Source organism: Desulfobacterales bacterium (assembly GCA_034003325.1).
Classification (GTDB): domain Bacteria; phylum Desulfobacterota; class Desulfobacteria; order Desulfobacterales; family JAFDDL01; genus JAVEYW01.
Genome location: JAVEYW010000006.1, coordinates 137,394 through 163,979 on the forward strand (window position 1 = coordinate 137,394; position 26,586 = coordinate 163,979).

Annotated in this window: 18 protein-coding genes; 16 read left to right on the forward strand and 2 right to left on the reverse strand. The window is 43.8% G+C overall.

What is annotated here, in order from left to right; all coding sequences use genetic code 11:
* Positions 1-2: 2 nt before the first annotated feature.
* Complete coding sequence (locus RBT11_08230; GenBank protein ID MDX9786749.1) at positions 3-1,925, reverse strand: class I adenylate cyclase; 1,923 nt, start codon at positions 1,923-1,925, stop codon at positions 3-5.
* 511 nt (positions 1,926-2,436) lie between these two features.
* Here RBT11_08230 and RBT11_08235 point away from each other — a divergent pair.
* Complete coding sequence (locus RBT11_08235) at positions 2,437-2,670, forward strand: MoaD/ThiS family protein (GenBank protein ID MDX9786750.1); 234 nt, start codon at positions 2,437-2,439, stop codon at positions 2,668-2,670.
* Positions 2,671-2,720: 50 nt separating this feature from the next.
* On the opposite strand, the gene RBT11_08240 is transcribed toward RBT11_08235, so the two are convergent.
* A complete protein-coding gene (locus RBT11_08240) occupies positions 2,721-3,317 on the reverse strand; it encodes a hypothetical protein (protein ID MDX9786751.1) in 597 nt (198 codons plus the stop codon).
* A gap of 539 nt (positions 3,318-3,856) precedes the next feature.
* On the opposite strand from RBT11_08240, the gene RBT11_08245 reads away from it, so the two are divergent.
* The 15 genes from RBT11_08245 (at position 3,857) to RBT11_08315 (ending at position 26,570) form a co-directional block, all read left to right on the forward strand.
* Complete coding sequence (locus RBT11_08245) at positions 3,857-5,917, forward strand: serine protein kinase PrkA (protein MDX9786752.1); 2,061 nt, start codon at positions 3,857-3,859, stop codon at positions 5,915-5,917.
* A gap of 9 nt (positions 5,918-5,926) precedes the next feature.
* Positions 5,927-7,324 carry a DUF444 family protein gene (locus RBT11_08250; GenBank protein MDX9786753.1) on the forward strand — a complete coding sequence of 466 codons (1,398 nt, stop codon included), beginning with the start codon at positions 5,927-5,929 and terminating at the stop codon, positions 7,322-7,324.
* Positions 7,325-7,399: 75 nt separating this feature from the next.
* Positions 7,400-9,055: a SpoVR family protein gene (locus tag RBT11_08255; GenBank protein ID MDX9786754.1), complete on the forward strand. Its 1,656-nt coding sequence runs from the start codon at positions 7,400-7,402 to the stop codon at positions 9,053-9,055.
* Positions 9,056-9,123: 68 nt separating this feature from the next.
* A complete protein-coding gene (locus RBT11_08260; protein ID MDX9786755.1) occupies positions 9,124-11,406 on the forward strand; it encodes a serine protein kinase PrkA in 2,283 nt (760 codons plus the stop codon).
* A gap of 479 nt (positions 11,407-11,885) precedes the next feature.
* Positions 11,886-12,266: a PilZ domain-containing protein gene (locus RBT11_08265; protein ID MDX9786756.1), complete on the forward strand. Its 381-nt coding sequence runs from the start codon at positions 11,886-11,888 to the stop codon at positions 12,264-12,266.
* 375 nt (positions 12,267-12,641) lie between these two features.
* A complete protein-coding gene (locus RBT11_08270; GenBank protein MDX9786757.1) occupies positions 12,642-13,865 on the forward strand; it encodes a hypothetical protein in 1,224 nt (407 codons plus the stop codon).
* A gap of 371 nt (positions 13,866-14,236) precedes the next feature.
* A complete protein-coding gene (locus RBT11_08275; protein MDX9786758.1) occupies positions 14,237-15,679 on the forward strand; it encodes a hypothetical protein in 1,443 nt (480 codons plus the stop codon).
* 398 nt (positions 15,680-16,077) lie between these two features.
* A complete protein-coding gene (locus RBT11_08280; protein MDX9786759.1) occupies positions 16,078-17,028 on the forward strand; it encodes a glycosyltransferase family 4 protein in 951 nt (316 codons plus the stop codon).
* Between the two features lie 11 nt (positions 17,029-17,039).
* On the forward strand, positions 17,040-18,428 hold the full coding sequence (locus RBT11_08285; GenBank protein MDX9786760.1) for a hypothetical protein: 1,389 nt from the start codon (positions 17,040-17,042) through the stop codon (positions 18,426-18,428).
* 58 nt (positions 18,429-18,486) lie between these two features.
* Positions 18,487-20,580, forward strand: a complete 2,094-nt coding sequence (locus RBT11_08290) for a bi-domain-containing oxidoreductase (protein ID MDX9786761.1) — start codon at positions 18,487-18,489, stop codon at positions 20,578-20,580.
* Positions 20,581-20,584: 4 nt separating this feature from the next.
* Positions 20,585-21,715, forward strand: a complete 1,131-nt coding sequence (locus tag RBT11_08295) for a hypothetical protein (protein ID MDX9786762.1) — start codon at positions 20,585-20,587, stop codon at positions 21,713-21,715.
* 101 nt (positions 21,716-21,816) lie between these two features.
* Positions 21,817-22,572 (forward strand): WecB/TagA/CpsF family glycosyltransferase, encoded by a 756-nt coding sequence (locus RBT11_08300; GenBank protein MDX9786763.1) that lies wholly within the window; start codon positions 21,817-21,819, stop codon positions 22,570-22,572.
* Between the two features lie 125 nt (positions 22,573-22,697).
* Positions 22,698-23,855: a nucleotidyltransferase family protein gene (locus tag RBT11_08305; GenBank protein MDX9786764.1), complete on the forward strand. Its 1,158-nt coding sequence runs from the start codon at positions 22,698-22,700 to the stop codon at positions 23,853-23,855.
* Positions 23,848-25,290 carry a sugar transferase gene (locus RBT11_08310; GenBank protein MDX9786765.1) on the forward strand — a complete coding sequence of 481 codons (1,443 nt, stop codon included), beginning with the start codon at positions 23,848-23,850 and terminating at the stop codon, positions 25,288-25,290. The genes RBT11_08305 and RBT11_08310 overlap by 8 nt, the downstream gene beginning before the upstream one ends.
* Before the next feature lie 359 nt (positions 25,291-25,649).
* Positions 25,650-26,570: a hypothetical protein gene (locus RBT11_08315; GenBank protein MDX9786766.1), complete on the forward strand. Its 921-nt coding sequence runs from the start codon at positions 25,650-25,652 to the stop codon at positions 26,568-26,570.
* Positions 26,571-26,586 lie beyond the last annotated feature (16 nt).

Sequence of the window (26,586 nt, forward strand, 5' to 3'; positions counted from 1 at the left end):
GGTTAGGATGACATGCCGGTCTGCTTTACAAAAGGCGGGCCGGCATTTTTGATGGAAGAGAGAATTACCTGTTTGGTTCGTTCAATGATTTTTTCATAATAGGAGCTGTTGCGTTGCAGGTAATACGCTGTTTCGAAGCCTAAAGCCGGTTGCCTGGCCCTTTTCAGGAAGGCTTCCAGCTCGATCGCCGAAATAAATCGCCTTAGGAATAACTCTCCCCAGTTGTTTTTATAAAGCACTCCGAAATCGTTGATATTTTTTTCCCAGTAAAAATTTTCAAAACTGATCACGACCATAAGTTTGGTCAAGCGCTCTTTCTGTATATATCCGGCCAGCTCGATGTCCTGAGTTTCAAATGTTCCGATGAACTCATACAGCTTTTTGCCTAAATTAGCGATCTCTTGCATCGTGACATTGGAGGAATTGGGCTCCATTCGTATTTTGTTCACATCAAACAAATTGTTCCAGACGATAAAACCGATAATGTTGAGAATATCAGTATCCACAGCCAGTGGCGTCTCCTTGTTGCTACCCGAATATACTTGCCATAGGGTATCTTCCAGGCGAATGGTCAGATGCGTCAGATTGAGATTTCCAGTGGGTTTCTGCAGTACGATGATCTTGTTCGGCTTTCGCTGGTGATGGACCAGTATTTTGCGCCCAACAATGGTGAAATCCCGTTTGTCTATTTCAGTGGCATTGCCCGCGTACGCAGCGGTTATGTCCCTGTAGCTGTCCATAAGTAACTGAAACAACCGGTTTCCGAGCTTTAATTGCGCATTAAAATCCCATGAATCAAATCGGCTAAGGTGAATTCGTTTTTTAATGTCGAGGGGATATGCTTGGAACAGGTCTTTTATCAGCTCATTTTTCAATGGTACTCGACTGGCGTGAGGAGTGAATTCGCAGCGGATGTAAAAGCATTGTTTCAGAAATTCCAGTGTATCGGTTTTCTGAATTGATTGGTAATAATTTAAAATGGAGTGAATCGTAAAAACGATGGGGTCCGGAAAAAGGCCTTTTTCGTCAGTCCGTAAGACCGCTTTTCTGAACTGATGACAAATGGGCCGTTCTTCAGGACTGTCCAGAAGGATTTTTAACAGGGTCATTTTGATAATGGATTTCAATGGCCGGGTTAAGGATTTTTGAAGCTGCCAGAGTGCGGCGCCGAAATATTCGCTTCCTTCGATTTGCTGCAGGTCGCCCAAATCGATGATATCGTAATCGCTGTATTGCCTGGCCAGCATCTCTTTGCGTGATAGCTCATAAGAAATTTTTTTATTGTCATCGTGGCAGAGCCACCATAGAGGGATTTTCCCGCAAATAACGATACAGGTTCTGTAAAATTCTTCCTTAAGAATATTTTTCTGGGTACTGCCGGAGCTTTCCGAATCGACGTTTCCGAAGCGGTTTTCGCGAATATCGTTTTCATCGCAAACAAAAAAATAGACTTGCATTTTCAGGTGAAGGTCCAACCAGTCCTTAATCAGGTTGATCTTGCGGTGCAATTGATTCCATGCAGGTTCATCATAGTGATTCTTATCGCAACAGACCCAGATATCACAGTCCGAATTGGCGGTTTGGCTGACCGTTCCGACGCTACCAATCGTATAAAGACCTTGAATGACGTTAAATTGCGGTCCGTGATGTAACAGGGACGCCGGCGTTTTAATTTCAAACAAACGTTTGAAATTTGATTCACGGCGGCGGATTTCCCATTCATTATCAATATTAAAGACTTTCAGGGGTCTTACCATATTAACAACAAACCCTGGGCAGGCCGGGTGATTCACGCTCAACATCCAGGGCAACAGATACAGAATGGTTTCGGTTGCCCGGGGGGAAAGTTCGGAAAAAATCTGTTTTCGAAAGCGATTGTATCGAATGAAGGTCTGTTTATTTTTTGAGAGTATCGGGAGAGCCATTTTCCTCGATTTGATTGAAAAAGCTTAGCATGAGTGTATAATAAAAGAAGTGCAGAGTTAGACCCTTTTTCAGAAACATGCGCGAAAAAGCGTGCCTCATTGAAGAAGGTCGTTGGCTGCCAAGCATTATTGCCGCCCAGCTTCCGGCTTTGCCGAGAAGTCATTTGTATTCCGCCGTTGGCTGATTGGCTTCGGATAATAACCGGTGATGTCGATTTTGGCAAGTATCCATCCGTAAATAACGATGAAAGATTATGGATGAAAGCGAGATTAAAGCGCGACGAAAACAATGCCATCAGATAACAAAAAAAAATGCGGATACTGCCGGCATTATTATGTGACGTGGGATCAACGGTTGCCGCACGGTTGCCGGGCTATGAAATTTAAGAGCAAAGAGTTGCCTTCCGTTGTGGTGGTTAAAAGCTCTGGCCATGATTGCATGTCGTTTGAGCAAAAGCAGAATCGGCCTTGATGTCAATCCTTTCAAACAACGTGGCAATGGGGTTCGGATATGGGAAAAACGATTCATATTCAATTATATGCCGGCCTGAGTTCGTTCACCCCTCAGGATGTGAATGGTTATCCGATTGCCGAGGGAATGACGATTCGTGAGGTAATGGAAAATCTCGGTGTGCCGATGGCGTTGGCCAAACTGATATTTGTTAATGGGAAAAAGAGCGCTTTGGACCAACGGCTGTCAGGCGGCGAAAGGATCGGCATTTTTCCACCGGTTGCAGGTGGATAAATATAATTTTGATTCACTGGACTGCGCCACCGAGACAGTCTGAAACAGGGTCAAGTTTTTAGAAATTTCCGACTCCGGTCCAAAAGGGCTTCGGCTTCTTCAATACTTTCGGCCATTGCCATCTGATATTGTGCTTCGTTGGAATAAATGTTCCTTAAAATGTCCGATAGCTCGGCCTTTTCCCCGAGGATTCGAACCACGCGTCGTACTCCGACATATTCGAGCGTATAGATGACTTTGCGAATGTGAAACAGCGCTCTATTGTCAAACCCCTTAATTCCCGAAAGATCATTGATGGCATCGGCATTTTCTCGAAGACTGGGCAGCACCGACACAATCGCATTGGACGCCATTTTTGCCGCTTGATAGTCGAAAAAGCCGGATAATTGTAAGAAGAGACGATTTTTATCCTCATCGATCCTCACATCCCATTCGCCTTGCCCTTTTTTCCCCTTTTTGAACGAAGGGGGGGCTTTTGTTAATTGGCTGGAAAGTTGCGCTATCCGGTTTTTGGATTCGGTGAGTTCCTTTTCAAGCCTTTCGATCTCCCGTATGAGAAAAGGAACGGCGCTCAAGGCTGTATCGATATCCGACAGGTCGGCTTTTTGCTTGTGCCTGAATTGTGTTTTCAGCGTATTGAGATCCATAAACAGTCTCTCTTACCTATCTTAAGCCCTTTATCGAAAACACGCACGAAAAAGTGTGCATCATTGGAGAAGGTCGTTGGCAGGCCGGTGGTTGCCCAGCTTCCGGCTTTGTTCTTTGTAAATGAAGCATCTCTGAATCACTGACCGGGTTATAATCGTTTACTTTAGTTGGCAACGCATGAGCGGTCAAGGAAGAATTTGCGGTTAAGAACTATTTTAGGGGGGGTGTGTTTGGGTATTGAACGCTCCCGATGTTTTCTCCAGAGGGTTATATGTGAGCAATTTGGCCCGTAACCTGAAAACATATATAAAACAAAACAAATGCAGCAGGTTATAGCTAATATAGGATGAAATGTGTGTTGCAATCAAGGCATAAGTTGATATAATCAAAATAAATTTTACCGCGTCATCTTTTCGATTACTCAGCGCCATTTTTTGAGGTAATAGAAACTGATTTAGAAAGAATTTACCCCCAAAGTGCTCTTAAGGGAGGCTAAGGGGATTGGAATAATCCCTTCATAACCCTGACCGGAGGAAATATGGCAACTCGAAAAAACAGCTCACTTGAATCCCATCTGATTGCCGTCAAGGAAGGAAAGCGCTGCTTTGAGAATGCATTTCAAGGTGTTTCAAGAATGATATTAAGCAGCGAGATCGAAAAAGTGGTGGTTAACGGTAAAACCACTTATGATTTTGGTATATTCCGAAGCGGGAAAAAACATTTGATCGGAATGTATGATGAAATCAACAGCTTTGTGTCTTTTGTCAAAGATGCCTCCGAGGGCGGCTCGTCCAAGGAGATGGCCTTTGTTCTCGTGGGGGAGCCCGGTAACGGGAAAACGTATTTTGTGGAATACCTGTGCACCAAATACAGAGAATTTCTCTCCCGGGAAGGCAATAAAAAATATACCTTCCGGTTTAAAAATATCGACAAGCTCAGCGGTTATGGTCGAATAACCTCGATTGAATCTCAAACGTTTGAGGACCCGATGATTCTGGCGATGAACCTGTTTGAGGATGAAAATGTCAACCGCACCTTTTTAGCGAAAAAAATCGGTTTTTCCGAAGCGCAGATCGAGCAAAGCTATGAAAACTATCGGCCCTTGGGCGCCTGTAGCGGATTTATCTGGAACGATATTATTAACTTCACTAACGGAAAGATCGACGAGATGCTCTCCTTTGTCGAAATTGTCCCGGTTCCGTTGACCGAGAGCCTCGGGACCGTTACGGGCAAATATCCGGCCAAGGATAAAATCACCTCATCCGCTGTGGATTTGCTGGGCGAGGAATCGATTCAACGGCTGTTGCATATTACGGAAACCAACAACCCATACCGGTTTGATCTGCGGCGCGGCGCGTTGGCCCGCGTGGCCGGCGGCGGCATTCATTTCGCCGATGAAATATACAAGAACAAGAAAGATTTGGTTCAGGTGTACTTGGGCGTCATACAGAACCGCAACATTGAGATTGACGGCTATAAGTGGCCCATTGATACGCTGATTATCGCGACCAGCAACAACTCCGAATTCAATCGGTTTTTATCCGAAAAGGAGGAGGCGCCAATTATTGATCGATGCCGTATTTGCTATGTCTCACATAATACCAATTATAAAATGCAGTATCAGTTGACCGCCTATGCGATCGGTAGTGAGACCAAAACGACCCTGACAAAGGAATCCCTGCACCAGGATCCGAATTTGAATTACGCGGCATCGGTGGCTGCCGTGCTGACACGGTTGCCGCGATCTGAAAAGCTTACACCAGTGGAGACCATGAAACTGGCCGCTGGGGAGGTGGCCGGGGAAAAGAGTATCAAGGCGTTGGCCGAAGTGATCGATACGCTCAGCCAGAACCCGGACATCACCAAGCGCTTTGGGCAAAAGGGGCTGGGGCAACGAAATGTCGGCCGCGCCATTCAGTTGATGGTAGAAAGCTCGGAAACCAATGAGGGCCAATGCATGTTTGCCTATGATATCTTTAATTGCCTGGACCGGATTGTTCTGGATTATGTGTCCGACGCCAATGATCGCGCCAAATTCATTGAGGATCTGAAAATTGCCAAAGGCCTCTTTCGGGAGCGGATCATGACGGAGATGTTCAATGCCTACATGGATGAACCCTATGCCATTCGAAAAGACGTGATGAACTACGTCAACATGATTATCGGAATTGATGCGGAAAACCTGGGGCCGGATATGATGTGGAAGTACAAGGATCCGCAAACCGCCGAGCTAAAAGCGATGAAAATCGATGAGCGCTTCATCAAGAGCGTGGAAGAAAGACTTGGCTTAAAAACCGCCGAGCAACGAGAGTCCTTTCGGACATCGGTTCGAAAAATATATGGGCAGAAGATTACTACCGACCCAAACTACGATTTTATGGATAACCTGGAACTTGTGAAGGCGGTGACGGATGTTCGACTTAAATCCGACATTGCCGGTGCGGGCAGCCTGATCGGTGCGTTGGCCAATCGCACCAACGAGGAAAATCAGAAGCTTTATGCTCGAATGGTGGATACCATGCTGAACAAACTTGGTTATTGCAAAACCTGTGCGCAGAAAACCATCGAGTATTTCTGTACCCAGGAGGACGAGAAATAGGGAGGGTTTGTGACGGTAAACGACAATTATAAGCACGCCGCACTTTACGAGCGCTATCTTCGAATGAAGGAAAAGGGACTGAGCGCAGCGCAGGAAAAGATGATTTCGGAGGAACTTGCGGCAGCGCAAACCCATCCGCCGGTCGATTCCGCGGTTGATGCGCAGACGCCGCGGACGCCCATCCGCAGTTTCTATGCGTTTCATGACCTCTTCGAAATAAACAATCTGCGCTTGCCGACCGTTTCCTATGATGTCAGCTTGCGGTCCATTGATGAACTGTTGGAACGTGACAAGGTCCGCGAGAAGGATGGCTTTCCCGGAAAAATTCGGGTGGGACGGCTGATCAAGCCGGGCCGTGGCGGCAAGGACAAGGTCGTTGTCGTTCCGACGACGGTTGAGGAAAAATTCATCCATGACCCCAACTTCAAACCGACGGAGGGCGATCCCTCCGGTGGGTCCGGAGACGGGGAAGAGGGCGATGTGATCGGTGAGCAGCCCGTCAGGCAGCCGGACGCTTCAGGCCAGACCGGGCCAGGCCAGGGTGAAGGCGGCCAGCACGAAATCGAATCGAGCGCCTATGACCTGGGGAAAATTCTGACGGAAAAGTTTGAGTTGCCAAACCTGAAAGACAAGGGGAAAAAGCGCTCTTTGACGCGCTACACCTACGATTTGACGGACCGGCACCCCGGGTCGGGGCAGGTGCTGGACAAAAAAGCCACCTTGAGAAAGATTGTTGAGACCAATATCGGTTTGGGGAATGTGCCGGATGTGGGGGATATAGACCCGACCCGGTTTTTGATTGCGCCGAATGACAAGATTTATCGCATATTGTCCCGGGAGAAGGATTATGAATCCCAGGCCATGGTATTTTTCCTGCGAGACTATTCCGGGTCCATGATCGGCAAGGCGACCGAGTTGGTGGTGACCCAGCATGTGTTGATCTATAGCTGGTTACTGTACCAGTATGCCCGTCAGGTGGAAACCCGGTTTATTCTTCATGACACCGAGGCCAAGGAAGTAGAAGACTTTTATACGTATTATAACTCAAAGGTGGCCGGCGGCACGCAGGTATCCACGGCCTTCCAGTTGGTCAATGATATCGTGGAAAAGGAAAATCTGGCCGCGGATTATAATATATACGTGTTCCATGGCACGGATGGGGATGATTGGGATACGGACGGAAAGGAAGCGATTCCCGCCATTAAAAAAATGCTTACCTATGCCAACCGGGTCGGTGTGACCATCGCAGAGCATTCCCATGGAGCGAGCGGTAACACGGAAGTGGAGCGGTATCTGAAAAAATCTGGCCTTCTTTCGGAGCGTCGCGAGTTGCTGCGGTTGGACGTGATGCGCGAAGATGCCGATGAACCCAGAATCATTGAGGGAATTAAGAATCTGATCGCTTGATCGAGGTTTATTTTGGATGCTTCTCATCGGTGGGCGAGGGCATAATGCAACGAAACGGGGTGCGCGAGATCGATTATGGAATTGATTGATCAACATACCAAAAAAATAATGGAAGGGTGTAAAGCCCGTGCCAGGGATGCCGGGTTACGGTTTCAGGACGAATCCCTGGAATATATTGTAACCAACCGGGATTTGCTGGAGCTGACGCCCAAAGTCATGATTCCCACGCTTTACGATTACTGGGTTCACGACGTGGAGGTGCTCAGGGAGAAGGGAAAGTATGAACTCTATCCCGGCAATCCCTATGAAACCGTGATTAATACGCGGCCGGCCATTTCTTTTTATAATGATAACAACCCGGACTGGCTGAACGTGATGATTTTTTATCATGTACTCGGGCATATCGATTTTTTTCAAAATAATATTTTTTTTAAACACACATGGGAATTTGATTTTACGGGGCAGGCCCTCTCGGACAAGCGGCTCATCGCCCGGCTTCGGGCCGAGAAGGGGCGTTGGGTGGACTATGCCATCGAGTTTGCCAGAGGTATTGACAATTTGGTCGGCTATCATCGGGAGCTTTCTCGTGTTAATCATCGCCGGGTTTCGCGCAAGGCGGAGCGGCTGAATTTTTATTTTGATGTGTTTTTACAAACCATTAAAAAAGTAAATGTTTCAGAGTATATCAAAGAGGTTACGCGATATAACGACTGCCTTAAAACCTACGGTGAAGCTGGAGAAGAGTCCTTTTTTGGGGAAATACGAAAGCAGCACCCGGAATTTGATGAACTGTTTAAAAAAAGTTTGAAACGGCAAGCGCCGGTGCCGGTGGATCTGCTTCAGTTTATTGGTGCCAACTCGGAATTTCTCAACAAAGAAAACAACCGGTGGATGAAACAGGTTTTGCTTGTCGTCCGAAATACGTCTATTTTTTTTCAGCCGCAGATTCGAACCAAAATCATGAACGAAGGGTGGGCCAGCTACTGGCATGAAAAACTCTTTTTGCAGGATGATCGCATCAAGGGCCATGAAATCGACTTTGCAAGGGTGCACGCAGGCGTTACCTCCATGCCGCGGGTGGGACTCAATCCCTATGCGCTGGGAATGCGTCTTTTCGGCCACATAGAGAAAAAGGCGGATAAGGGCAAGTATACGTTTGATTTTCAAAAAATTTTGGACGCCCATGCACGCAAGGAATATGATGCCGTAACCGGAAGGGGCCAAGACTATATTTTTTCCTTACGTGAAAATTTATGCGATTTTATGTTTATTAATTATTTTGTGGACCAGGACTTTGTAACGGATTACCAACTTTTTGTCGCGGACAGAAGGCTGAATCAACAAAAGATGGTCTGGGAATATTATGTCAAAAGCAAAAAGGCCGCGGATTACCGACAGATGTTGCTTGATACGCTCTATCACCCCCCCTTTATCACGGTCGATAAGGACAAAACAAAAGACAACGCCCTGTATTTAATCCATCATTTTGAAGGTAAACCTTTGGTAAACGAGTATATCGCCAACACGATGCTGGGAATAGAATATTTATGGGGCGGACCGGTCCACCTGGAAACCAGCGATGTGGTGGCCACCCTTCGGCCGTCCGCTACAACCAGCGCCATAAGGACGGCAACCACTACCCCCTCAAAGGAAAGCGCGCCGCAGGAAATCAAATGGCAGCGGGTTGTTTATACAATGAAAGACCGGAAATTGTCCAAAAAGGTGATTTAGACGTGTTCATGATAATAGTTGATGGCTGATAGCTCACAGCTGGCGGCTTTAAGGAGTAGCGCAATATTATGGAAAATCTGAGACAAGCGATGAATATACTCAATACGGCGGTGCGGGAATGTGATCAGCGCGCCTTGGTCTCCTTTGATGAATTTTTGAAAATGACCATGGCGGAACCGGCCCGGTATATTCGAAACGTTTTTCAATTATTTCATGACATGGTAATTAATTATGTGGATGAAGAAGGCGATGAGTACCCCGATGATCCGGAATCCATTCATTATGTCAGGCTTAACTGCAATCGGCTTTTTGTGGACAATGCCGACCGGCCGTTTTTTGCCGACCGCCTTTTTGCCAATCGGCTGGTTAGCCATATCGAGGCGATGCGCCGTGGTGCGCAGCAGAATAAATTGTATATTTTTGAAGGGCCTCATGGTTGTGGAAAAAGCACCTTCCTCAACAACCTGCTGATGAAGTTTGAGGAGTATGCCAATACGGAAAACGGCATGCGGTACGAAACGGTCTGGCGGGTGGATCGCCAATTGGTTGAGGGGCCGCAACAGGACCAGATCATAGATGCGTTCATCACCGGCCGCATCAAACCGACGCAGGTAACGGATAGCCCGGCGAGGACCGAGCCGCCGCCCTTTATGATGAGTGATTTTATTGAGATCCCGTGTGTGAGCCACGATAACCCGCTGCTCATGATTCCCAAGAGCATTCGCCGCCCGTTTTTTGATGAGTTGTTTAAAAATGATGAGTTTAAATGGAAATTATTTACAGAAAAGGAATACGAATGGGTTTTCAGGGACAGCGCGTGTACGATTTGCAGTTCGTTGTATCAAGCGCTATTGACCAGACTAAAGAGCCCTCAAAGAGTTTTTCAGCGCGTCTATGCGCGGCCTTATCAATTCAACCGGCGCCTCGGCGAAGGGATCAGCGTATTTAACCCGGGCGATAAGCCGTTACGGCGGACCACCCTTACCAACCAGATGATTCAGACGCAGATCAACGACATTCTTAAAGACAGCAACCTGGTGCAATATCTTTTTTCCCACTATGCCAAGACCAACAATGGCATCTATGTGTTAATGGACATTAAATCGAATAACACCGAAAGGCTCATTCAGCTTCACAATGTCATCAGTGAGGGCGTGCATAAGGTCGAGGATCTTGAAGAAAACGTCAATTCGCTTTTTATTGCGTTGATGAATCCTGAGGACAAGGCCAATATCAAGGATTTCCCGTCCTTTTCCGACCGGATTGAATATATCAAAATCCCCTATGTCATGGATCTGAATACGGAAGTTGAAATCTACCGGAATATATTCGGAAAGCATATCGATCAAGGGTTTCTGCCCAGAGTGTTGCATAATTTTGCCAGGGTGATTATTTCCACCCGGCTGAATCTGAAATCCGAAGCGCTTCAGGAATGGATCGGAGACCCAGCAAAATATAAGAATTATTGCGATGAAAATCTGCTGCTGTTAAAAATGGAGATTTATACCGGTTATATTCCCTCATGGTTGAGCGAGGAAGACAGAAAGAACCTTACGGCCCGGCGAAGGCGCAGCATCATCGGCGAGTCGGAAACCGAGGGGATCAAGGGAATATCGGGGCGGGATTCCATCAAGATTTTCAACGATTTTTATTCCAGATATGCTAAAGAAGACCGGTTGATTCATATGGCCACCCTCACTAAATATTTTAACGGGCTGATCGAGAAACAGCATTTGCCGATCCCCAGAGGATTTCTAGAGTCATTGGAGCAGTTGTACAATTATACGGTGCTTCAAGAAGTAAAAGAAGCGCTCTATTTTTACAATGAAGAGCAGATTTCCAAAGATGTTCAAAACTATATCTTTTTTGTTAATTTTGAGCCTGGCACAACCGCAACCTGCCAATTCACAAAGGATAAAATCAATATCACCGAAGAATTTTTTTCCGGCATCGAACATCGGCTTCTCGGGGCATCCGGTGCCGACCGGAATCGAAAGGATTTCCGCAAGCGGACCCAGAAAGAATACACTACCAAAACGCTTCCCCATGACATTCTGATTGAGGGGAAAAATCTCACGGAAACCGATCTATATCGAGAATTACACGAGAGATACATTCACAATTTAAAGGAAAAGGTGCTGGAACCCTTTCTCGGCAATGAAAACTTCCGGCGCGCCATCGCGGATTATGAAACCGAGGATTTTAAAACCTATGACCAGCGGATTCGCGACGACGTGAATTACCTGATGAATAATCTGATCGGAAAGTACCGCTATACCCAACTGGGTGCCAAGGCGGTTTGCATGTATGTGATTGATAACGATTTGGCTAAAAAATTTGCTTCCAACTAAAGCTAGTTTTTCCGGCAACCCTGTTTCTTTGCTCATGCCCCACCGGGTTGGCAGCCGATAATCGGGCCTCTTTTTTTCGCGGTTGACTTAAGAAATCGCACCGGGCTGCCGATATTTAAATGCAAAGAAAATCCAAATTATTAAGCTTGATTCATAGTGGTTGTGCTGATAGGAAATTTCAAAATCCATTCAGGGTCTTACCATTTGCTCGGTATCGATGTTGTAACCGAGAAAGCGGAGCCATATGGACCTGCAAGACATTTCGTTTGTGAAATAGCGAATGAAATTAAATGCATGCCGGTGTTGTTGTCTTGTATTCAGGGAGTTGCGAATGAGAAAACAAACACCCCGTCATGTTAATATTAACCCGCAGTCATCAACCCGATGTGCATCGAGTCGTCAGCCAAAATATAGCGGGCAGAACCGCTTGCGGCGGAGGCAAAACCGGTGGACAGAAAAGTTAATCCTGGAGAGTGGGGATGGAAAAACGGCAATGCAATCGATTTAGTATTCCGGGGACCACCCTTTTTTATAAGAAAAAATCCAAATTTTGGAAGACCCGGGACTATTCGGATGAATATTATCCGGTGCTGGATTTGAGCTTGGGCGGTTTGAAATTCCTAAGTCATCATAGAATTGATGTCGGTGAGGCGCTTATCCTCAAGCTCAACATTCCGGGCATAGAGCAACAGCCGGAAATCAAGGCTGCCGTCCGATGGGCTTCAAAGAACCGCGAAAAAAGTTACCAGTATCAGATGGGTGTTTCTTTTAATCCATATGGCCAGGGGGAAAAAGAAAATCCTACCGAAATTTTAACACTTCTAAAAACCCTTGAAACTAACGCTGCCCCTCTTTTTTAGTTTATTCTCGATTAGCGGTTTAATCATAGTTGAGCCGTGATCGACGCGAATGGAGAGCGGGCTATTATCTAATAAAATAGTTACTTGATTGATATACAACCAAGATGTATCGGCATTAGATTGAAGAGAACTGTGGCACACTGTGGATGCTAACATATTCTTCCATCGTGACATCGGAGAAAAGGGTAAGGGAGGGTTGCCTTTCAGCATGAATTTCACCATCATTTTCGCAGATTCAAGCATACCGCGATTTATCGAATAATTTAAAGCAAGCGCCAGTCATAACTGTCTGTGCGGCAAAAAGAGGCCGATTGAAGGCCAAAGAACTTTTGACTGTCAAGGGAGGTATGTATACTTTTGTATACTGGAAGAAGTTTGACAGAGTTCGTTTTTGTTGTCGGCGAACAAGTATTTCGAAGTGCTGCTAATTTAACTATTAGCGTAATGTTGGCGCGTTCGGTGACTAAAGAAGAGTATGGTATTTACGTTTTTCTCTTTCCTTTAATTATAATCATTCTTGGCATACAAAACGGGCTTTCAAGTACTCCGTATGTTGTATTGTCTCCAGGATTTGAAAATGAGAAAAAAAGGTCTTTTTTGAGCAATGTTTTTGTGCTCCATCTTATAGTATCCTTCGTATTGTTTATGATGGGATGCATCATAGGACTTGTTCAGGCTTATCTCTTTAATTTCGGCATATCTGCCATAGTTGTCTTGCTGTATTCTTTTGCTGTATCTGCCTGGTTGTTGAGGGATTTCTTAAGGCAGGTTTTACTTTCGACTCTTGATGTTAAAAAAGTGTTTTTTTTTGGCGTTGCTGTTAATGGCAGCGCGATTGTTTTAACAGGAATATTTTACTGCTTTGGGACGTTAAATATCGAAAGCACATATTGCATAATTTCTTTTTCGTCGATATGCCCTAGTTTGGTGTTGTTGTATTTGAAAAGAAGATCAATTGAGTTTGAAAGAAAACGGTTTTTATTGGATTTGCAGAAATGCATCAGAATTGGCAAGTGGCTTGTGGGGCGGGCTTTACTTGGGTTGCTTTCAGGGCCTTTGATATTGTTGGTAGTGCAGGGCGATATGGAGGAGGCGGCAGTCTATGGTGTTTGCATGATTCCAGCCTCTTTGCTATCACCCGTTGCCCAGGCCCTATCCACTTTTACTGTTCCAAAATTGGCGCACGCCTATAGACATGGTAAAGAAAATGTGAGAATGCTGGTTAGTTGGTACACATTATTGATAGCCTTGGTTCTGATCTTATACAATTTAGTGGTTTTCTTTTCGAGTAATGAAATAATGTCAATTTTATTTGGCGGTAAGTACAACCCTTCTTCATGGTTGCTGCTATTATTTACGTTACAAGCAAGTGTTGTAATTTTTGCAATTCCAGTAAATTCCGCACTGGTTGCGATGGAAGATACAAAATCGGGTTTTATTGCGGAACTTATTGCTGCATCTATCGTTGTTTCTTTGGGGACGTTGATGGTAATCAACATGGGGGTTTGGGGAATACCAATTGCATTCTTGTTATCATCTTTGCTTGGAAGAGGGTATCAAATATATGTTTTTAACAGCTTATTAAAACAAAAGTTTTAACATTCACGAGTAGATCAATTTAAATTTACTTGTAACTGCTCAGTAGCCAGGAGACAGAATCCAGAATTCAGAATACAAACAACTGAAAGCAGCCGGATTAATATAGTTGAATGAAGATTCAGGCGGTTAGTGCATTATATTGAATTCTGGCTCCTGAATTCTGTATTCCTGAGTAGTTACATATACTTTTAACTATATGGTAAAAAGACGATAGGTAAGAGTTTTTTAAACAACAAGAAGAATTCCGGCTTGATGTTATAGACTCATTCCGCTGTTGCGTGCATAACATCAGGCGTGGTTTTTATTAGACATTGCCCCTTCTTGAAGCATCTATATTTTTGCCGTTATTATAATGGGTTGTAAAACAAACCATGAGCTATATGATTTCAGAAAATTATAATAATGGTTTCTATTCTGTAACTAGGGGCTTTTTTTCAAATAATGAAAAACGGCCTATCCTGTTATTATGGTGGATTATATGTATTTCGATTCATCCATTTGTAAAAAAATTTGATCTGGGCATCTATTTGCAATACTACGATAAAGTAGAAGAAGCCCTTTTGATTTTGGTTTTCCCATATTTGCTCAGAGGATTGCTCATTCTTTGGAACATAAGAATATGGGGGCCGATAACTGTATTTGCATATCTTTGTTATCTTTTTTGGGGTAGTTTAAGCTGGTTGTTTTCTCCCCTTAAAATCGAGGCCTTCGCGCTTCAGTTTTTGCTCGAATTAAAAATGCCTATACTGGCAATGGCGTTTATCGGCGCGGGAGATACAAAATGGATTATTAAAAAATTTTTACCTTATTCAAAAATGATACTTTTATTGTCAATTGCTTTAATTATTTGGCAATTCGTTCTTCCAGAAAGTTATAATACGTTTTTCTCAGCCGGTGCGCACCAGGGTGCATTTTTTCTACTGCAAGAGCGCCTACCAAGGGCAGCTGGAATATTCTGGCATCCTGGGCAGTTGGCTACGTTTTCTGCCACAATGTGTGGTTTTTATATAATTCAGTTAGGAATTAAAAAGGGGAAGAAGCAACTTTTGTGGATAATTTTGAGTTTTTTTGTACTCCTGACTACTTTTTCCCGAAATGAAACGTTTGCAATGATTATCGGGTTGCTGGTTGTGTATTTTTTTTTCAGAAGGGAAAAATTTTATGGTGAGAAATTCATATCCTTTACAGTGTTAACCGGTTTACTATATTTTATCTTGATCCCAATAATTTTGCCTTATGTAAAATTTACTATGTATAATGAATTAGGTTTTTTGGATTTTTGGGGAGCCAGAGCAGCTAGGGTGGCTTTTTATGCAAAAAGTTTTTTATTGGCGAATATCAAATTTCCCTTAGGGGGTGGGTTAGGGGGGTATGGGGGGCACGCCGCTGATGTATATAGTTCCCCATATTATCTGTACTTAGGATTTCAAAAATATTGGTGGTTTCAAAGAAATACCTTTTTGACGGATACCTTTTGGCCGCATGTTATAGGTGAGTCGGGATGGTTTGGATTTTTCAGTTACTGCTTATGTCTATTTGCGTTGTTCAAAATTCTGGTTGGTAAATTATCATCTAAAATTATTAAAATTGGCAAGTCATCAATAGTAAGTGCAAACTTTTATACGCATTATGTCGACACAAAGCAATATATGTTTTCGGCGCTATTGGCTTTTACCATATTAATAGTAAACTCCGTGACGGCGCCAGTTTTTACGGACTTGTTTTCATTATGGTTGGGTTTGATGTTTTTGGGTTCAATCCAAAATGGTGACGCAGAATTAAATGGTTATGTTGCACCTGTTGATGAGCTTTGATTTGTGAGAGTTAAAAAAACTTGCGATGCTTCCTTTTCTGGGTTTTTGCAGCCGGCGCATTTATGGGCGCTACCGGTCTCCCTATTGTTTGCTTGTAAGTTTTATTCTCTTTGTAATTCAGAATGTTGTGCATATTTTTTTGATTAGATACAAGGCCGTTTGCTTTATGCCTAATTACAGTTTGTTACAGCAGTTTTGGTTTTAGCCTTCTAAATAGATGAATTTGTTTTGAGATGGCCTCTGACATCCTGGAAACTAACTTAATAACTATAGAGCTAAAGATTTTGGTAATAGTAAAACCAAAAATACTTCATATAGGCCCATCGAGGAAGAGCCGTGGCGGGATATCATCTGTGATAACCGCATATTTTGAATCAAGTCTGTTCGAAAATTACACTATGAACTGGCTTGCGACGCAAGAAGATACAACAACAATCACAAAGGTGTCGACTTTTCTTAAAGCGCTTTTTGTTGCGCCCTGTTTTATTTTTAAAAGCGATATTATTCATATACATACAGCATCAAATGTAAGTTTTTACAGAAAAAGTATTTTTGTTGTTTTAAGTAAAATATTAAAAAAAAAAGTTGTGCTTCATATTCATGGCGGGGGGTTCGGAGAGTTTCTTAACAAAAATTATAACAAGAAGCGCATTATAGGATGCTTGATTACCCTTTCAGATAAAATTCTCTGTTTGTCAACAACTAAGGCCAATGAAATAACCTTTCCGGGAATCAGTAAAAAAATAGCTATTGTTTCAAATCCATGTCCATCTCAAACCTATAGTATACAAAGGGATAAAAGGCATGGCTTAAAGATAATTTATGCTGGATGGATCGAAAAAGAAAAAGGCGTTTTTGATTTAATCTTAGCGTTCAAAGAAGTTTATCAGAAATTTGGTGGATGCAAATTGATTTTAGCTGGAAAAGGTCAGATTAAGGAAGGGGAAAAGATAGCTATTGAACAAAACGTTGTGGATAATGTTATTTTTACTGGATGGCTACAGAGAGATGATATGAATAAAGCATATTCGAATGCAGATATTTTTTGCCTTCCTAGCTATTGTGAGGGAGTTCCAATGTCAATGCTGGAAGCGATGGCCTATGGCTTGCCTATAATAACAACCCCTGTTGGAGGAATTCCCGATATTATTAAACATGGGGAAAATGGTTTGTTGTTTAATCCTGGCGACATACATATGCTGAAAAATTTGATGCTACAATTAATAAGTGATCAAAAATTAAGAGAAAAAATAGGGCAAAATGCTAAAAAATATGCGCAGCTTAATTGCTCAATTCCTATCATTGCGGATAAAGTGAGTCTCATATATAAAACCCTGCTTGAAAAATAATAGAGGCCAGCTTGTTTGAATACAAAAGAGACGTTTACAATAGTCTGCCAGACTATTTAAAACGTATTGTTTGCAAAATACCTTACGAGTTTCTTGCCGGAAAGGCTTATCGTAGTACGAAATTAGATCTTAATAAAATTGAATATGCTTCTCATGAAGAAATTGTTAAATATCAAGAAAATGCTTTATTTCGGATACTTGATTTTTCCACACTGCATGTACCTGCTTACCGGCAACACAGACGTTTTGTAGAACGTTTATCAGCATTCGAAGCCTTAAAGGACTTTCCTTTTCTTTCCAAAGAACGATTACAATCAAAGTTAAATGATTATATCCCCAAATGCATAAGTGCTATAGCTCACCATAAGGCATACACAGGCGGAAGTTCAGGTAATCAATTGGTGTTTTATGAGGAAGACATGTCATATGCGAGAGAAATGGCTTTTATTCATCACCAATGGAAACGAGTTGGATATAAACCAAAATTTAAAAAAGCAACATTTCGTGGCGTTCCCTTAAAAAAAAACAATGGTGCGTATTGGCAGGAAAACCCGATTCATAACGAGATGCAATTCTCTCCATTTCATATTAACAGTAAAACTATTAATAAATATATTGAACAATTGATTGGCTACAAGCCAATATATCTGCATGGGTACCCATCGGCAATTGATCGCATCGCAGAATTTATTTTAAGAGACGAATTTAATGGTGAATTACCCCCTATAAAAGCTGCTCTACTAGGGTCGGAATCCTGTTCGATACAACAAAGAAAAAGGATAGAGAAAGCGTTTAAAACAAAAGTTTTTACATGGTATGGACAAAGTGAAAGGGTTATTTTAGCCGGCGAATGTGAGAAAAACGCTTCATTTCATCACGTTCCAAATTACGGATTTTTAGAAATCGTTAATAATGATGGGAATTCGGTCTTGGAGGGTGAAAAGGGGGAATTGGTCGGAACTGGTTTTTGGAATCGTGCAATGCCGCTTATACGGTATAAGACAGGTGATTATGCCGTAAAAGAAGAGTTGTCCGGCTGTTGTAAACGTAATTGGCCAAGATTCTCAGATGTTCAAGGCCGATGGAACATAGAAAGCATTTTCGGCTATAATGGTTCGAGGATATCGGCTGCGGCATTAAACATGCATGGCGATTTGTATAAAAATGTTATTCAGTCACAATATTATCAAAATCAAATCGGAAAATTAGAAATAAGGTTGGTTGTATCACCTACTTTTTCAAAAAATGACGCGTTGAGAATTGAGGAGGAACATAAAAAAAAAATATGGGATGAATTGGACATTTCCATTAAAATAGTAGATGAACTACCTTTGACAACAGGTGGTAAACAGCTGAGGATTATTAATGAATTGAATAAGAAAGTAGCTGTAAAAAAATAAAAAAATTAATTGAAAGCGCTCAATGCATCAACTAACTCAAAAACTAAAGAATGGTAAAATGTGTATTGTTGACACGCCGTTGCCATTCATTCAAACGGGACGAATATTAATTGAAACATATTTTTCCTTAATCAGCGTCGGCACGGAAGGCAGCACAGTTAAAGCGGCACGAAAGGGGTATATCGGAAAAGCAAAAGAGCGGCCAGAACAAGTAAAACAGGTGCTTGAGACACTGGTAACCAAAGGGCCTGTTCAAACCTATCGCGCAGTGATGAAAAAAATGGACTCCTATTGCCCGCTCGGGTATTCATGCGCCGGGGTTGTGATTGATGTTTCACCCGATGTTTCAGGTTTCGCCATAGGCGATAGGGTCGCCTGTGGAGGCCTTTCGGCCTGCCATGCAGAAGTTATAGCTGTCCCTGCAAATTTATGCGTGAAATTGAAAGCGGATGCCGATTTAAAACAGGCGGCTTATAACACCCTGGGGGCTATCGCTCTTCAAGGCGTCAGGCAAGCGGATCTGCGGCTTGGGGAAAGCTGCGCAGTGATAGGCTTGGGGTTACTAGGGCAACTGACAGCGCTGCTTTTAAGGGCTTCAGGCATTCGGGTTGTTGGTGTGGATATTGATCAAGCTATGGTTGAGACCGGCCGGAAACATTGCCTGGATCTGGCACTTAATCGACATGACGCTGGGATTGAAGCGGCTATTTTAGATTTTTCAAATGGTATGGGGTGTGATTCGGTGATTATCACCGCAGCGTCTTCATCGCTGGACCCTATTAATTTTGCGGGTGCGATAGCTCGGAAAAAAGGGTGCATCGTTGTGGTTGGGGCCGTTCCTACCGGGTTTGACAGAGAACCCCACTATTATAAAAAAGAGCTTCAGATTAAAATGTCTTGTTCTTACGGTCCGGGTCGTTATGACCCCACCTACGAAGAAAAAGGCATGGATTATCCTTATGCTTATGTGCGCTGGACTGAAAAACGAAATATGCAGGCCTTTCAGGATCTCATCTATTCCGGACACATCGATTTGAGCTATTTGACCACCCATTGTGTTCCGCTGGAAGATGCGCCGAAGGCATATGACATGATTATGGCCCGAACAGAACCATTTATCGGTATTTTGATTGCCTATGATATCTCCAAGAGAATTGAAAAGAAACCGGTTCTAATCGGACCGCGAAGGCAAACAACAGCTAAGGTCGGCATTGGGTTTATTGGCGCAGGCTCTTACACGCAAAGTCATTTGCTTCCCAATATACCGAAAAATGATGATATCGTACTTATCGGCGTGAAGACGGCTACCAGTGCCAGTGCAAGATCTGTGGCTGAAAGGTTTGGGTTTGGGTTTTGCACGGGTGAAGAAAAGGATATTCTTGAGCACAAAGAGATTAATACCGTATTTATCGCTACCCGGCACAATACACATGCGGATTTCGTATTACGATCTTTAAAGGCCGGAAAGCATGTATTTGTTGAAAAACCGGTTTGTTTGGCTCCGGCCGAACTTGAGTTGATCAAGGAAGCATATTCATCCGATCGGTTATTGATGGTGGGGTATAACCGGCGATTTTCACCGCTGACACGAATCCTCAAAGAGGCTTTAAACGAAGGTCCCATGGCGATGACCTACCGAATCAATGCGGGCTTTATGCCATCGGACTCATGGATTCAGGATATTGATGTGGGAGGCGGGCGAATTTTGGGTGAAGTCTGCCATTTTGTAGATTATTTGACGTTTCTCAACGGCTCGTTGCCGATATCCGTTTATGCCGCTACCATGACACAGCCTCTAAATTTGAATGATGTGTTAACCGTGTCTCTGCGCTATGAGAACGGATCCATCGGCAGTATTTCATATTTTGCCAACGGGTCAAAATCGCTTGCCAAAGAATATGTTGAAATATACTGCCGAGGAAACACAGTTGTTCTGAATGATTTCAAGGAAGTGACGATTTACGGCGGCAAGCCGAAATCAAAAAAACTTCTGGTCCAGAATAAAGGACAGAAGGTGGGGGTGTTCCTCTTTCTTGATGCGGTTAAACGCGGCAGCGAATGCCCGATACCCGTTCGGGAAATTTTCAGCGCCGCAGAAGTTTGCTTCGGGATTCTCGAATCATTGCGCACAAAACAGGTGATCGACTTATAACCCCATGCGATCGATCGAAACATCTTATAAATCGCTTGCACATTTTGTTGAGAAGGAAAAATACAGCGGGTGGGATCTGTTTGATGGGCTGAATTCAACCCTGTTTAAAAACTCCCCCCTTTATCGGTCCGCTTTGCTGCGATTGATCTGGATTCAGTTTTTTAAGCGATCCCCGGTTAATTTCCGTCGGCTTGTAAAAGTACCCAAAGAGTATAACGCCAAGGGGTTGGGGCTATTTGCCGCTGGTCTCATTCAGGCCGATAAAACAAATGAAGCAGCAATAATTCTTGACTGGTTGAAAAACATAGCGTGCACGGGCTATGATGGCATCAGCTGGGGGTATAATTTCGACTGGCAGGCGAGGGCTTTTTATGTTCCCGCGGGTAAACCCAATATTGTAACCACTGTATTTGTCGCCCATGCATTTCTGGATTATTTTGACCGAACCGCTGATAACTCGGTGTTGGAAGTTGCTATCGGTGCCTGCAATTTTATTTTAAAACATCTGATTCTGTTTGAAGATGAAGGCACCCTTTGCTTCGGGTATATTCCGGGGGAAAGCGCCCGAGTGCATAATGCGAATATGCTCGGGGCGGCCTTGTTGGGCCGAGTTTTTGCCTATACCGGGCAGTTGAAATATGATGAAAAATCACGTAAAGCGATGGCCTATTCCGTTGCGGCATTGCGACCGGACCATTCATGGCCCTATGGGGAACTTCATCATCACGGGTTTGTCGATAATTTTCATACCGGGTTTAATCTCGTAGCGCTAAAAGAATGGATGGGATTTACGGGGAGATGGATATGGGAGAGAGAATTAAAGCGCGCCTATGAATATTATTTAAACACTTTTTTTTTAGAAAATGGCTGCCCCAAATATTTCAGTAATTCTCTTTACCCCATTGATATCCATTGCGCTGCCCAAGGAATTATCACTTGTCTTAAACTATACCAATACAGCGAAAGAAGTTTGAATATGGCCGAAAGAATCGCTGAATGGGCCATTTTGAACATGCAGGACAAAGCAGGTTTTTTTTATTACCAGAAATCCCGGCTGATGACCAATAAAATACCCTATATCCGGTGGGCGCAGGCGTGGATGTATTATGCATTGTCTTATTATCTTAATAGATGATCCACAGGTAACGGCTAATTCGAGCATCACGGCATTTCTTGCCCGCCCGCCGAGCAGGCTATTCGTGCAGCTTCCGATTTATAAGTCTCAGAGGAAAACGAATGACTCGTTATGAAATCATGGGCTGTCCGGTCGATAGCGATGATATAGCTCAGACCATTTTAAAAATTGAGCGCCACATTGCTGAACGGACGCTTTGTCAGCATGTCGTTGTCAATGTCTCCAAATTTGTCGAGATGCAAAAAAATCAGGGATTTAAAGCAATTATAAATAGATGCGATATTATCAATGCGGATGGGATGCCGATTGTATGGGCGGCGAGACTTCTTGGAACGCCCCTTTCATCCAGGGTGGCGGGAGTGGATCTTTTTCAGGCGCTCATTCGTGTATGCGATCAGAAAAAGTACAAACCTTTTTTTTTCGGTGCGGAGCAGTGGGTGGTGGAACATATGGTCAGCGCTTTTCAAAAACAGTATCCCACACTTCAAGTAGCGGGGTTCCGAAATGGGTATTATTCGGAACATGAGGAGTCAGATATAGCGAAAGAAATAAAAAATAGTGGCGCGGACATGCTGTTTGTCGGTTTTTCGTCGCCCAAAAAAGAACAATTTTTAAATAGATGGATACCTGAAATGGGGGTTCCTTTTTGTATGGGAGTCGGGGGGAGTTTTGATGTGATTGCCGGCAAAACCAAACGAGCCCCTGGCTGGATGCAACACAGTGGTCTTGAATGGTTGTATCGAATTTATCAAGAACCCCGGCGTATGTGGAAAAGATACGCAAAAACCAATCCCGCCTTTATTTGGATGCTGATGAAAGCGCTGGCAAGAAAAAAGAAAACTTCTGCCGCTTCGTAATCATTCAAACACGTTAAAAATACCTTGTGTTTGCGAAAATTCGCTTCCTTCGCGGTTCAAAGCCAATAGTTATTCGCCGAATAGGAACGAGCGCTATCAATACCTATGGCCCTGAAATTGATTTTGTGCGGTTGTGCGCATGCGTTGAACCGGGAGAGGTCAGATGTGCGCAAATAAGGAGGGCTGTTTCCCCTTCCCTGCAATGGGATTTGGTTTACGACATGGCCATGCGGCAGAGAATTTTTCCGCTGATGTATGAAAATATCAATAAGATGTTAGCGGATAGCGCGCCGGCTTACATTTTTAATAAACTCAAAGTGGTTTATAGCGACAACGTTAAACATAGTATGTTTTTATCGTTTTTTCTTATAAAGTTGTTACGGTTATTTGAAGAAAACAAAATTTGTGCGGTTCCTTTCAAAGGGCCTGTGCTTGCGGACAAGGTATATGGTGACATCGGACGGCGTTTTTTTGCGGATTTGGATATTCTGGTGAGCAGAAGCCATGCTAAACTGGCCTGGAACTTACTGCTACAAAACGGATTTGCTGCAGAATTGGCAATCAGCGATTCGTTGATGACACGGTACATTAAGGATGAAGATAATGTGTCGTTTCGCAGCAATGCATCGGGCGTTATTGTTGAATTGCATTGGGAACTATCCGGGAATTATCTCTCAAAACCCCTGATCATGGAGAGCTTATCGGGCAGCCTGAGAATTTCTCTTTTTCACAAGAAAAAAATTCTCAGTCTGTCAGACGAATATTTATTGTTATATCTATGCATTCATGGCGCAAAGCACGAATGGGCGTTCTTGGAGCTGGTTTGCTGTGTCGCGGAATTGATTCGCAAAAGTGACCGGTTGAATTGGCGTCTTGTTGACGATCTGGCCGGAGATTGGCGCTGCAGAAAGATTCTGGATTTGGGGGTTTATCTCTCTTGGGTGCTTTTGGGCAGTTCTATTCCCGAGATGATTCAAAATAGAATAAAAGCGAAGCATGATCTTTCCCGTCTCGCTCAAACGGTTGTGTCGCGAATGTTTCAGAAAGAAGCGGGTGCGCAAGCCGGCGAAGGGAAGAGACGGTTTTCCCATTTTCACCTTAGCGTTAGGGATTCTTGGACGGATCAATGGAGATATTTATTGCGACTCCTTTTTTCGCCGACCAAAAAGGAGTGGGAATCTTTTTCCTTGCCGGCGCATTTCTTGTTCCTTAGGTATCTGCTGCGGCCCTTTCGGCTAATCTGGCAGTGTTTGAAAATAAAATCAGGGGTTCAAAATGCTTAGAGGACGTGGCGAATTGACAACACGGGTACAGAAAACACTGGATTTGGTGATTACTGCCCTTTCGTTTATCGCGGCCTATCATATTAAGAATTTTTTCCTTCCCACGTCGCTTCGGGGCCTTTCAAGTAATCCCAATTATTATATCGTGCTGCTGCTGATCATCATTGTTTGGTACATTTCTTTTGCCTGGATGGGCATGTATATTTCCTATCGCGAATCACAGTTTTGGCAATTTTTCGTCAGAATCACAAAGTCCGTCTTATTAGGTGTGGTGATACTGTCGATATCGCTCTATGTGTTTCATATTCAAGGTATCAGCCGTATGTTGGTCGGAATTTTTATTTTTCTGAACATTTTACTTCTGACGGCATCAAAATATATTATTTACATCGGTTTGAAACGGTTGAGAGCCCGCGGAATCAACACGAGAAATGTGCTGATTATCGGCAGCCGGGAACGCGCTGTCGATGCGGTTAAAAGCATCGAGAATAACCGGGGGTCGGGCTACAAGGTGCTCGGGTGTTTTGACCTGGATGAAGCCACAATTGGCAAACCGGTTGTTAATGGACATCAGGTAATCGGCTGCATGGCGGGGCTTGAGGCCTATTTGAAAGATAATGTCGTTGATGAATTGCTGTTTGCGATGCCGTTAAAGCTGATTGAAAATGCAGCCGAATATCTTTCGATGGCTGAGAGCATGGGGGTAAAGGTCAGAATTATTCCCGATTGGCAGCTCGATAAGTTGATGTATCGGCCTGGAATCGCCAATATCAGGATCGAGGATTTTCTGGGGCTTCATACCTTGGCGCTTCAGACCACCCCGCCCAATGAGGCCAAACTCTTCATCAAGGCAGTTGGGGATCATGTGGTCGCCTTAATTATGATGGTGCTTTGCCTGCCTCTTTTTGTCCTTGTTGGATTAGCGATTAAACTGGTGTCTAAGGGGCCCGTATTTTTCAGACAGGAGAGATTGGGCCTTAACGGTCGAAAATTCATATTGTATAAATTCAGAACGATGGTGAATGATGCAGACGCGCTCAAACAGGAGCTGACGCTGATGAACGAGGCTGACGGCCCCGCGTTTAAAATAAAAGATGATCCGCGAATTATTCCCTGGGTCGGTACCTTCTTACGTAAAACGAGTCTTGATGAATTACCGCAACTGATCAATGTGATAAAAGGCGAAATGAGCCTTGTGGGACCCAGGCCGCCTATCCCTTCAGAAGTAACTGAATATTCTATATGGCAAAGACGGCGACTTTCCATGAAGCCCGGTTTGACATGCTATTGGCAAATCGCCCCTCAGCGGAATGATATGCGTTTCGATGAGTGGATGCGGCTTGATCTGCAATATATCGATACTTGGTCGCTTTTTAACGATCTTAGACTCTTGTTGCTTACAGTAAGGGTCGTGCTCATGGGCTCAGGCAGGTAGGGCAATGAAACAAAAGATAATTATATTTGCTGTGCCATGCTTTGCCACGACAGGGCCTGTATTTTCGGTTGCGTGATATCAATAAGGCAATTGTTTAGACTCGTTATCAGGAACATACACGAAAAAGCGTGTATCATTGGAGAGGGTTGTTAGCTGCCAAGCATCCCAGCATCCCAGCCGCCCACCTTCCGGCTTTGCCGGGTTAGGCTGGAAGGCAACCGTGATAGGGGCTTTTCAAAAACGTTATTCGAATTACAAAGTTGGCGCTGAATTACAATTTGGGTAGTTGGTATTTTTTGCTGAGCACTCTTGTTAGCGCTTATTTTATTCGGGGTTAAAACTCTTTTGATAGGGAATTCATGTATTCAAAATTTTATCAGGTCGCAGGTATAACCATAGAGGTTAGGTCCGAGCGGCACATTACCGAGAATACCTTTCATCCCAAGTTCAGGCAGTTTGAAGTGGAGGGGCCCGGCGCGGATAATGTTTTGATCTCTCATTATTTTCACTCACCGAATACCCCAAGAGCAGATGAGATGGCGAATCAAGAAATTTATCATAAAGATAGATGGCGGATTTTTAAAACTGATGAATACTGGATATACCAATTTAGATCTCTTTTCCCGGCGGATCCCGGCCATTCGGCGGTTGGGGTGTTTAGCGCTGACCACAAGGTCGTTGATATTTATGCGGTTGATATAGGGGAAGAAAAATATAGAAATGGCCTTTTCAATGCGTTGACGTTGTTTAATAGTGACCAAGTTCTTTTTTCAAAATTGCTTTGTGATAGAAACGGCTTGATGATTCATTCCAACGGGTTTGATATGAACGGCAAGGGGATTTTGCTCACGGGGCCATCCGGGGTTGGAAAAAGTACCCTTTCCAGAATGTTGAAGCGGCATGGGTTTAGAATTCTTTGCGACGACAGGATGTTTGTAACGGCAAGGGGGACTGATTTTTGGATACATGGCAACTGGTGCCATGGCACGGTCCCGGATACTTCTGCCGGCTCCGTGCCGTTGAAAGCGGTCCTTTTTCTGGAACAGTTTGCGGGGAATCATATTGAAGATCTAATAGAAAGAAGAGGGGTATCCCACCAGCTTTTACGGGCGCTGGTGCACCCTTTTTTAACGCCGGACGGGTGGGAAAAAACCTTTGATATTCTTGCGGCGCTGGTGCGGCAGGTTAAGTGCTTCCGGGTGCAATTTGATTTGTCAGGTGATATATGCGGAAAGATAAAAAACAAGTTAACCACAGATTGCGCGAATAGCCGAGAATGAACAACTATGATGAATT

Bases quoted from the DNA above. Each gene is read 5' to 3' on its own strand.
- RBT11_08230 (MDX9786749.1), bottom strand. From the start codon at position 1,925: ATGGCTCTCCCGATACTCTCAAAAAATAAACAGACCTTCATTCGATAC.
- RBT11_08235 (MDX9786750.1), top strand. From the start codon at position 2,437: ATGGGAAAAACGATTCATATTCAATTATATGCCGGCCTGAGTTCGTTC.
- RBT11_08240 (MDX9786751.1), bottom strand. From the start codon at position 3,317: ATGGATCTCAATACGCTGAAAACACAATTCAGGCACAAGCAAAAAGCC.
- RBT11_08245 (MDX9786752.1), top strand. From the start codon at position 3,857: ATGGCAACTCGAAAAAACAGCTCACTTGAATCCCATCTGATTGCCGTC.
- RBT11_08255 (MDX9786754.1), top strand. From the start codon at position 7,400: ATGGAATTGATTGATCAACATACCAAAAAAATAATGGAAGGGTGTAAA.
- RBT11_08260 (MDX9786755.1), top strand. From the start codon at position 9,124: ATGGAAAATCTGAGACAAGCGATGAATATACTCAATACGGCGGTGCGG.
- RBT11_08265 (MDX9786756.1), top strand. From the start codon at position 11,886: ATGGAAAAACGGCAATGCAATCGATTTAGTATTCCGGGGACCACCCTT.
- RBT11_08275 (MDX9786758.1), top strand. From the start codon at position 14,237: ATGAGCTATATGATTTCAGAAAATTATAATAATGGTTTCTATTCTGTA.
- RBT11_08280 (MDX9786759.1), top strand. From the start codon at position 16,078: ATGAACTGGCTTGCGACGCAAGAAGATACAACAACAATCACAAAGGTG.
- RBT11_08290 (MDX9786761.1), top strand. From the start codon at position 18,487: ATGTGTATTGTTGACACGCCGTTGCCATTCATTCAAACGGGACGAATA.
- RBT11_08295 (MDX9786762.1), top strand. From the start codon at position 20,585: ATGCGATCGATCGAAACATCTTATAAATCGCTTGCACATTTTGTTGAG.
- RBT11_08300 (MDX9786763.1), top strand. From the start codon at position 21,817: ATGACTCGTTATGAAATCATGGGCTGTCCGGTCGATAGCGATGATATA.
- RBT11_08310 (MDX9786765.1), top strand. From the start codon at position 23,848: ATGCTTAGAGGACGTGGCGAATTGACAACACGGGTACAGAAAACACTG.
- RBT11_08315 (MDX9786766.1), top strand. From the start codon at position 25,650: ATGTATTCAAAATTTTATCAGGTCGCAGGTATAACCATAGAGGTTAGG.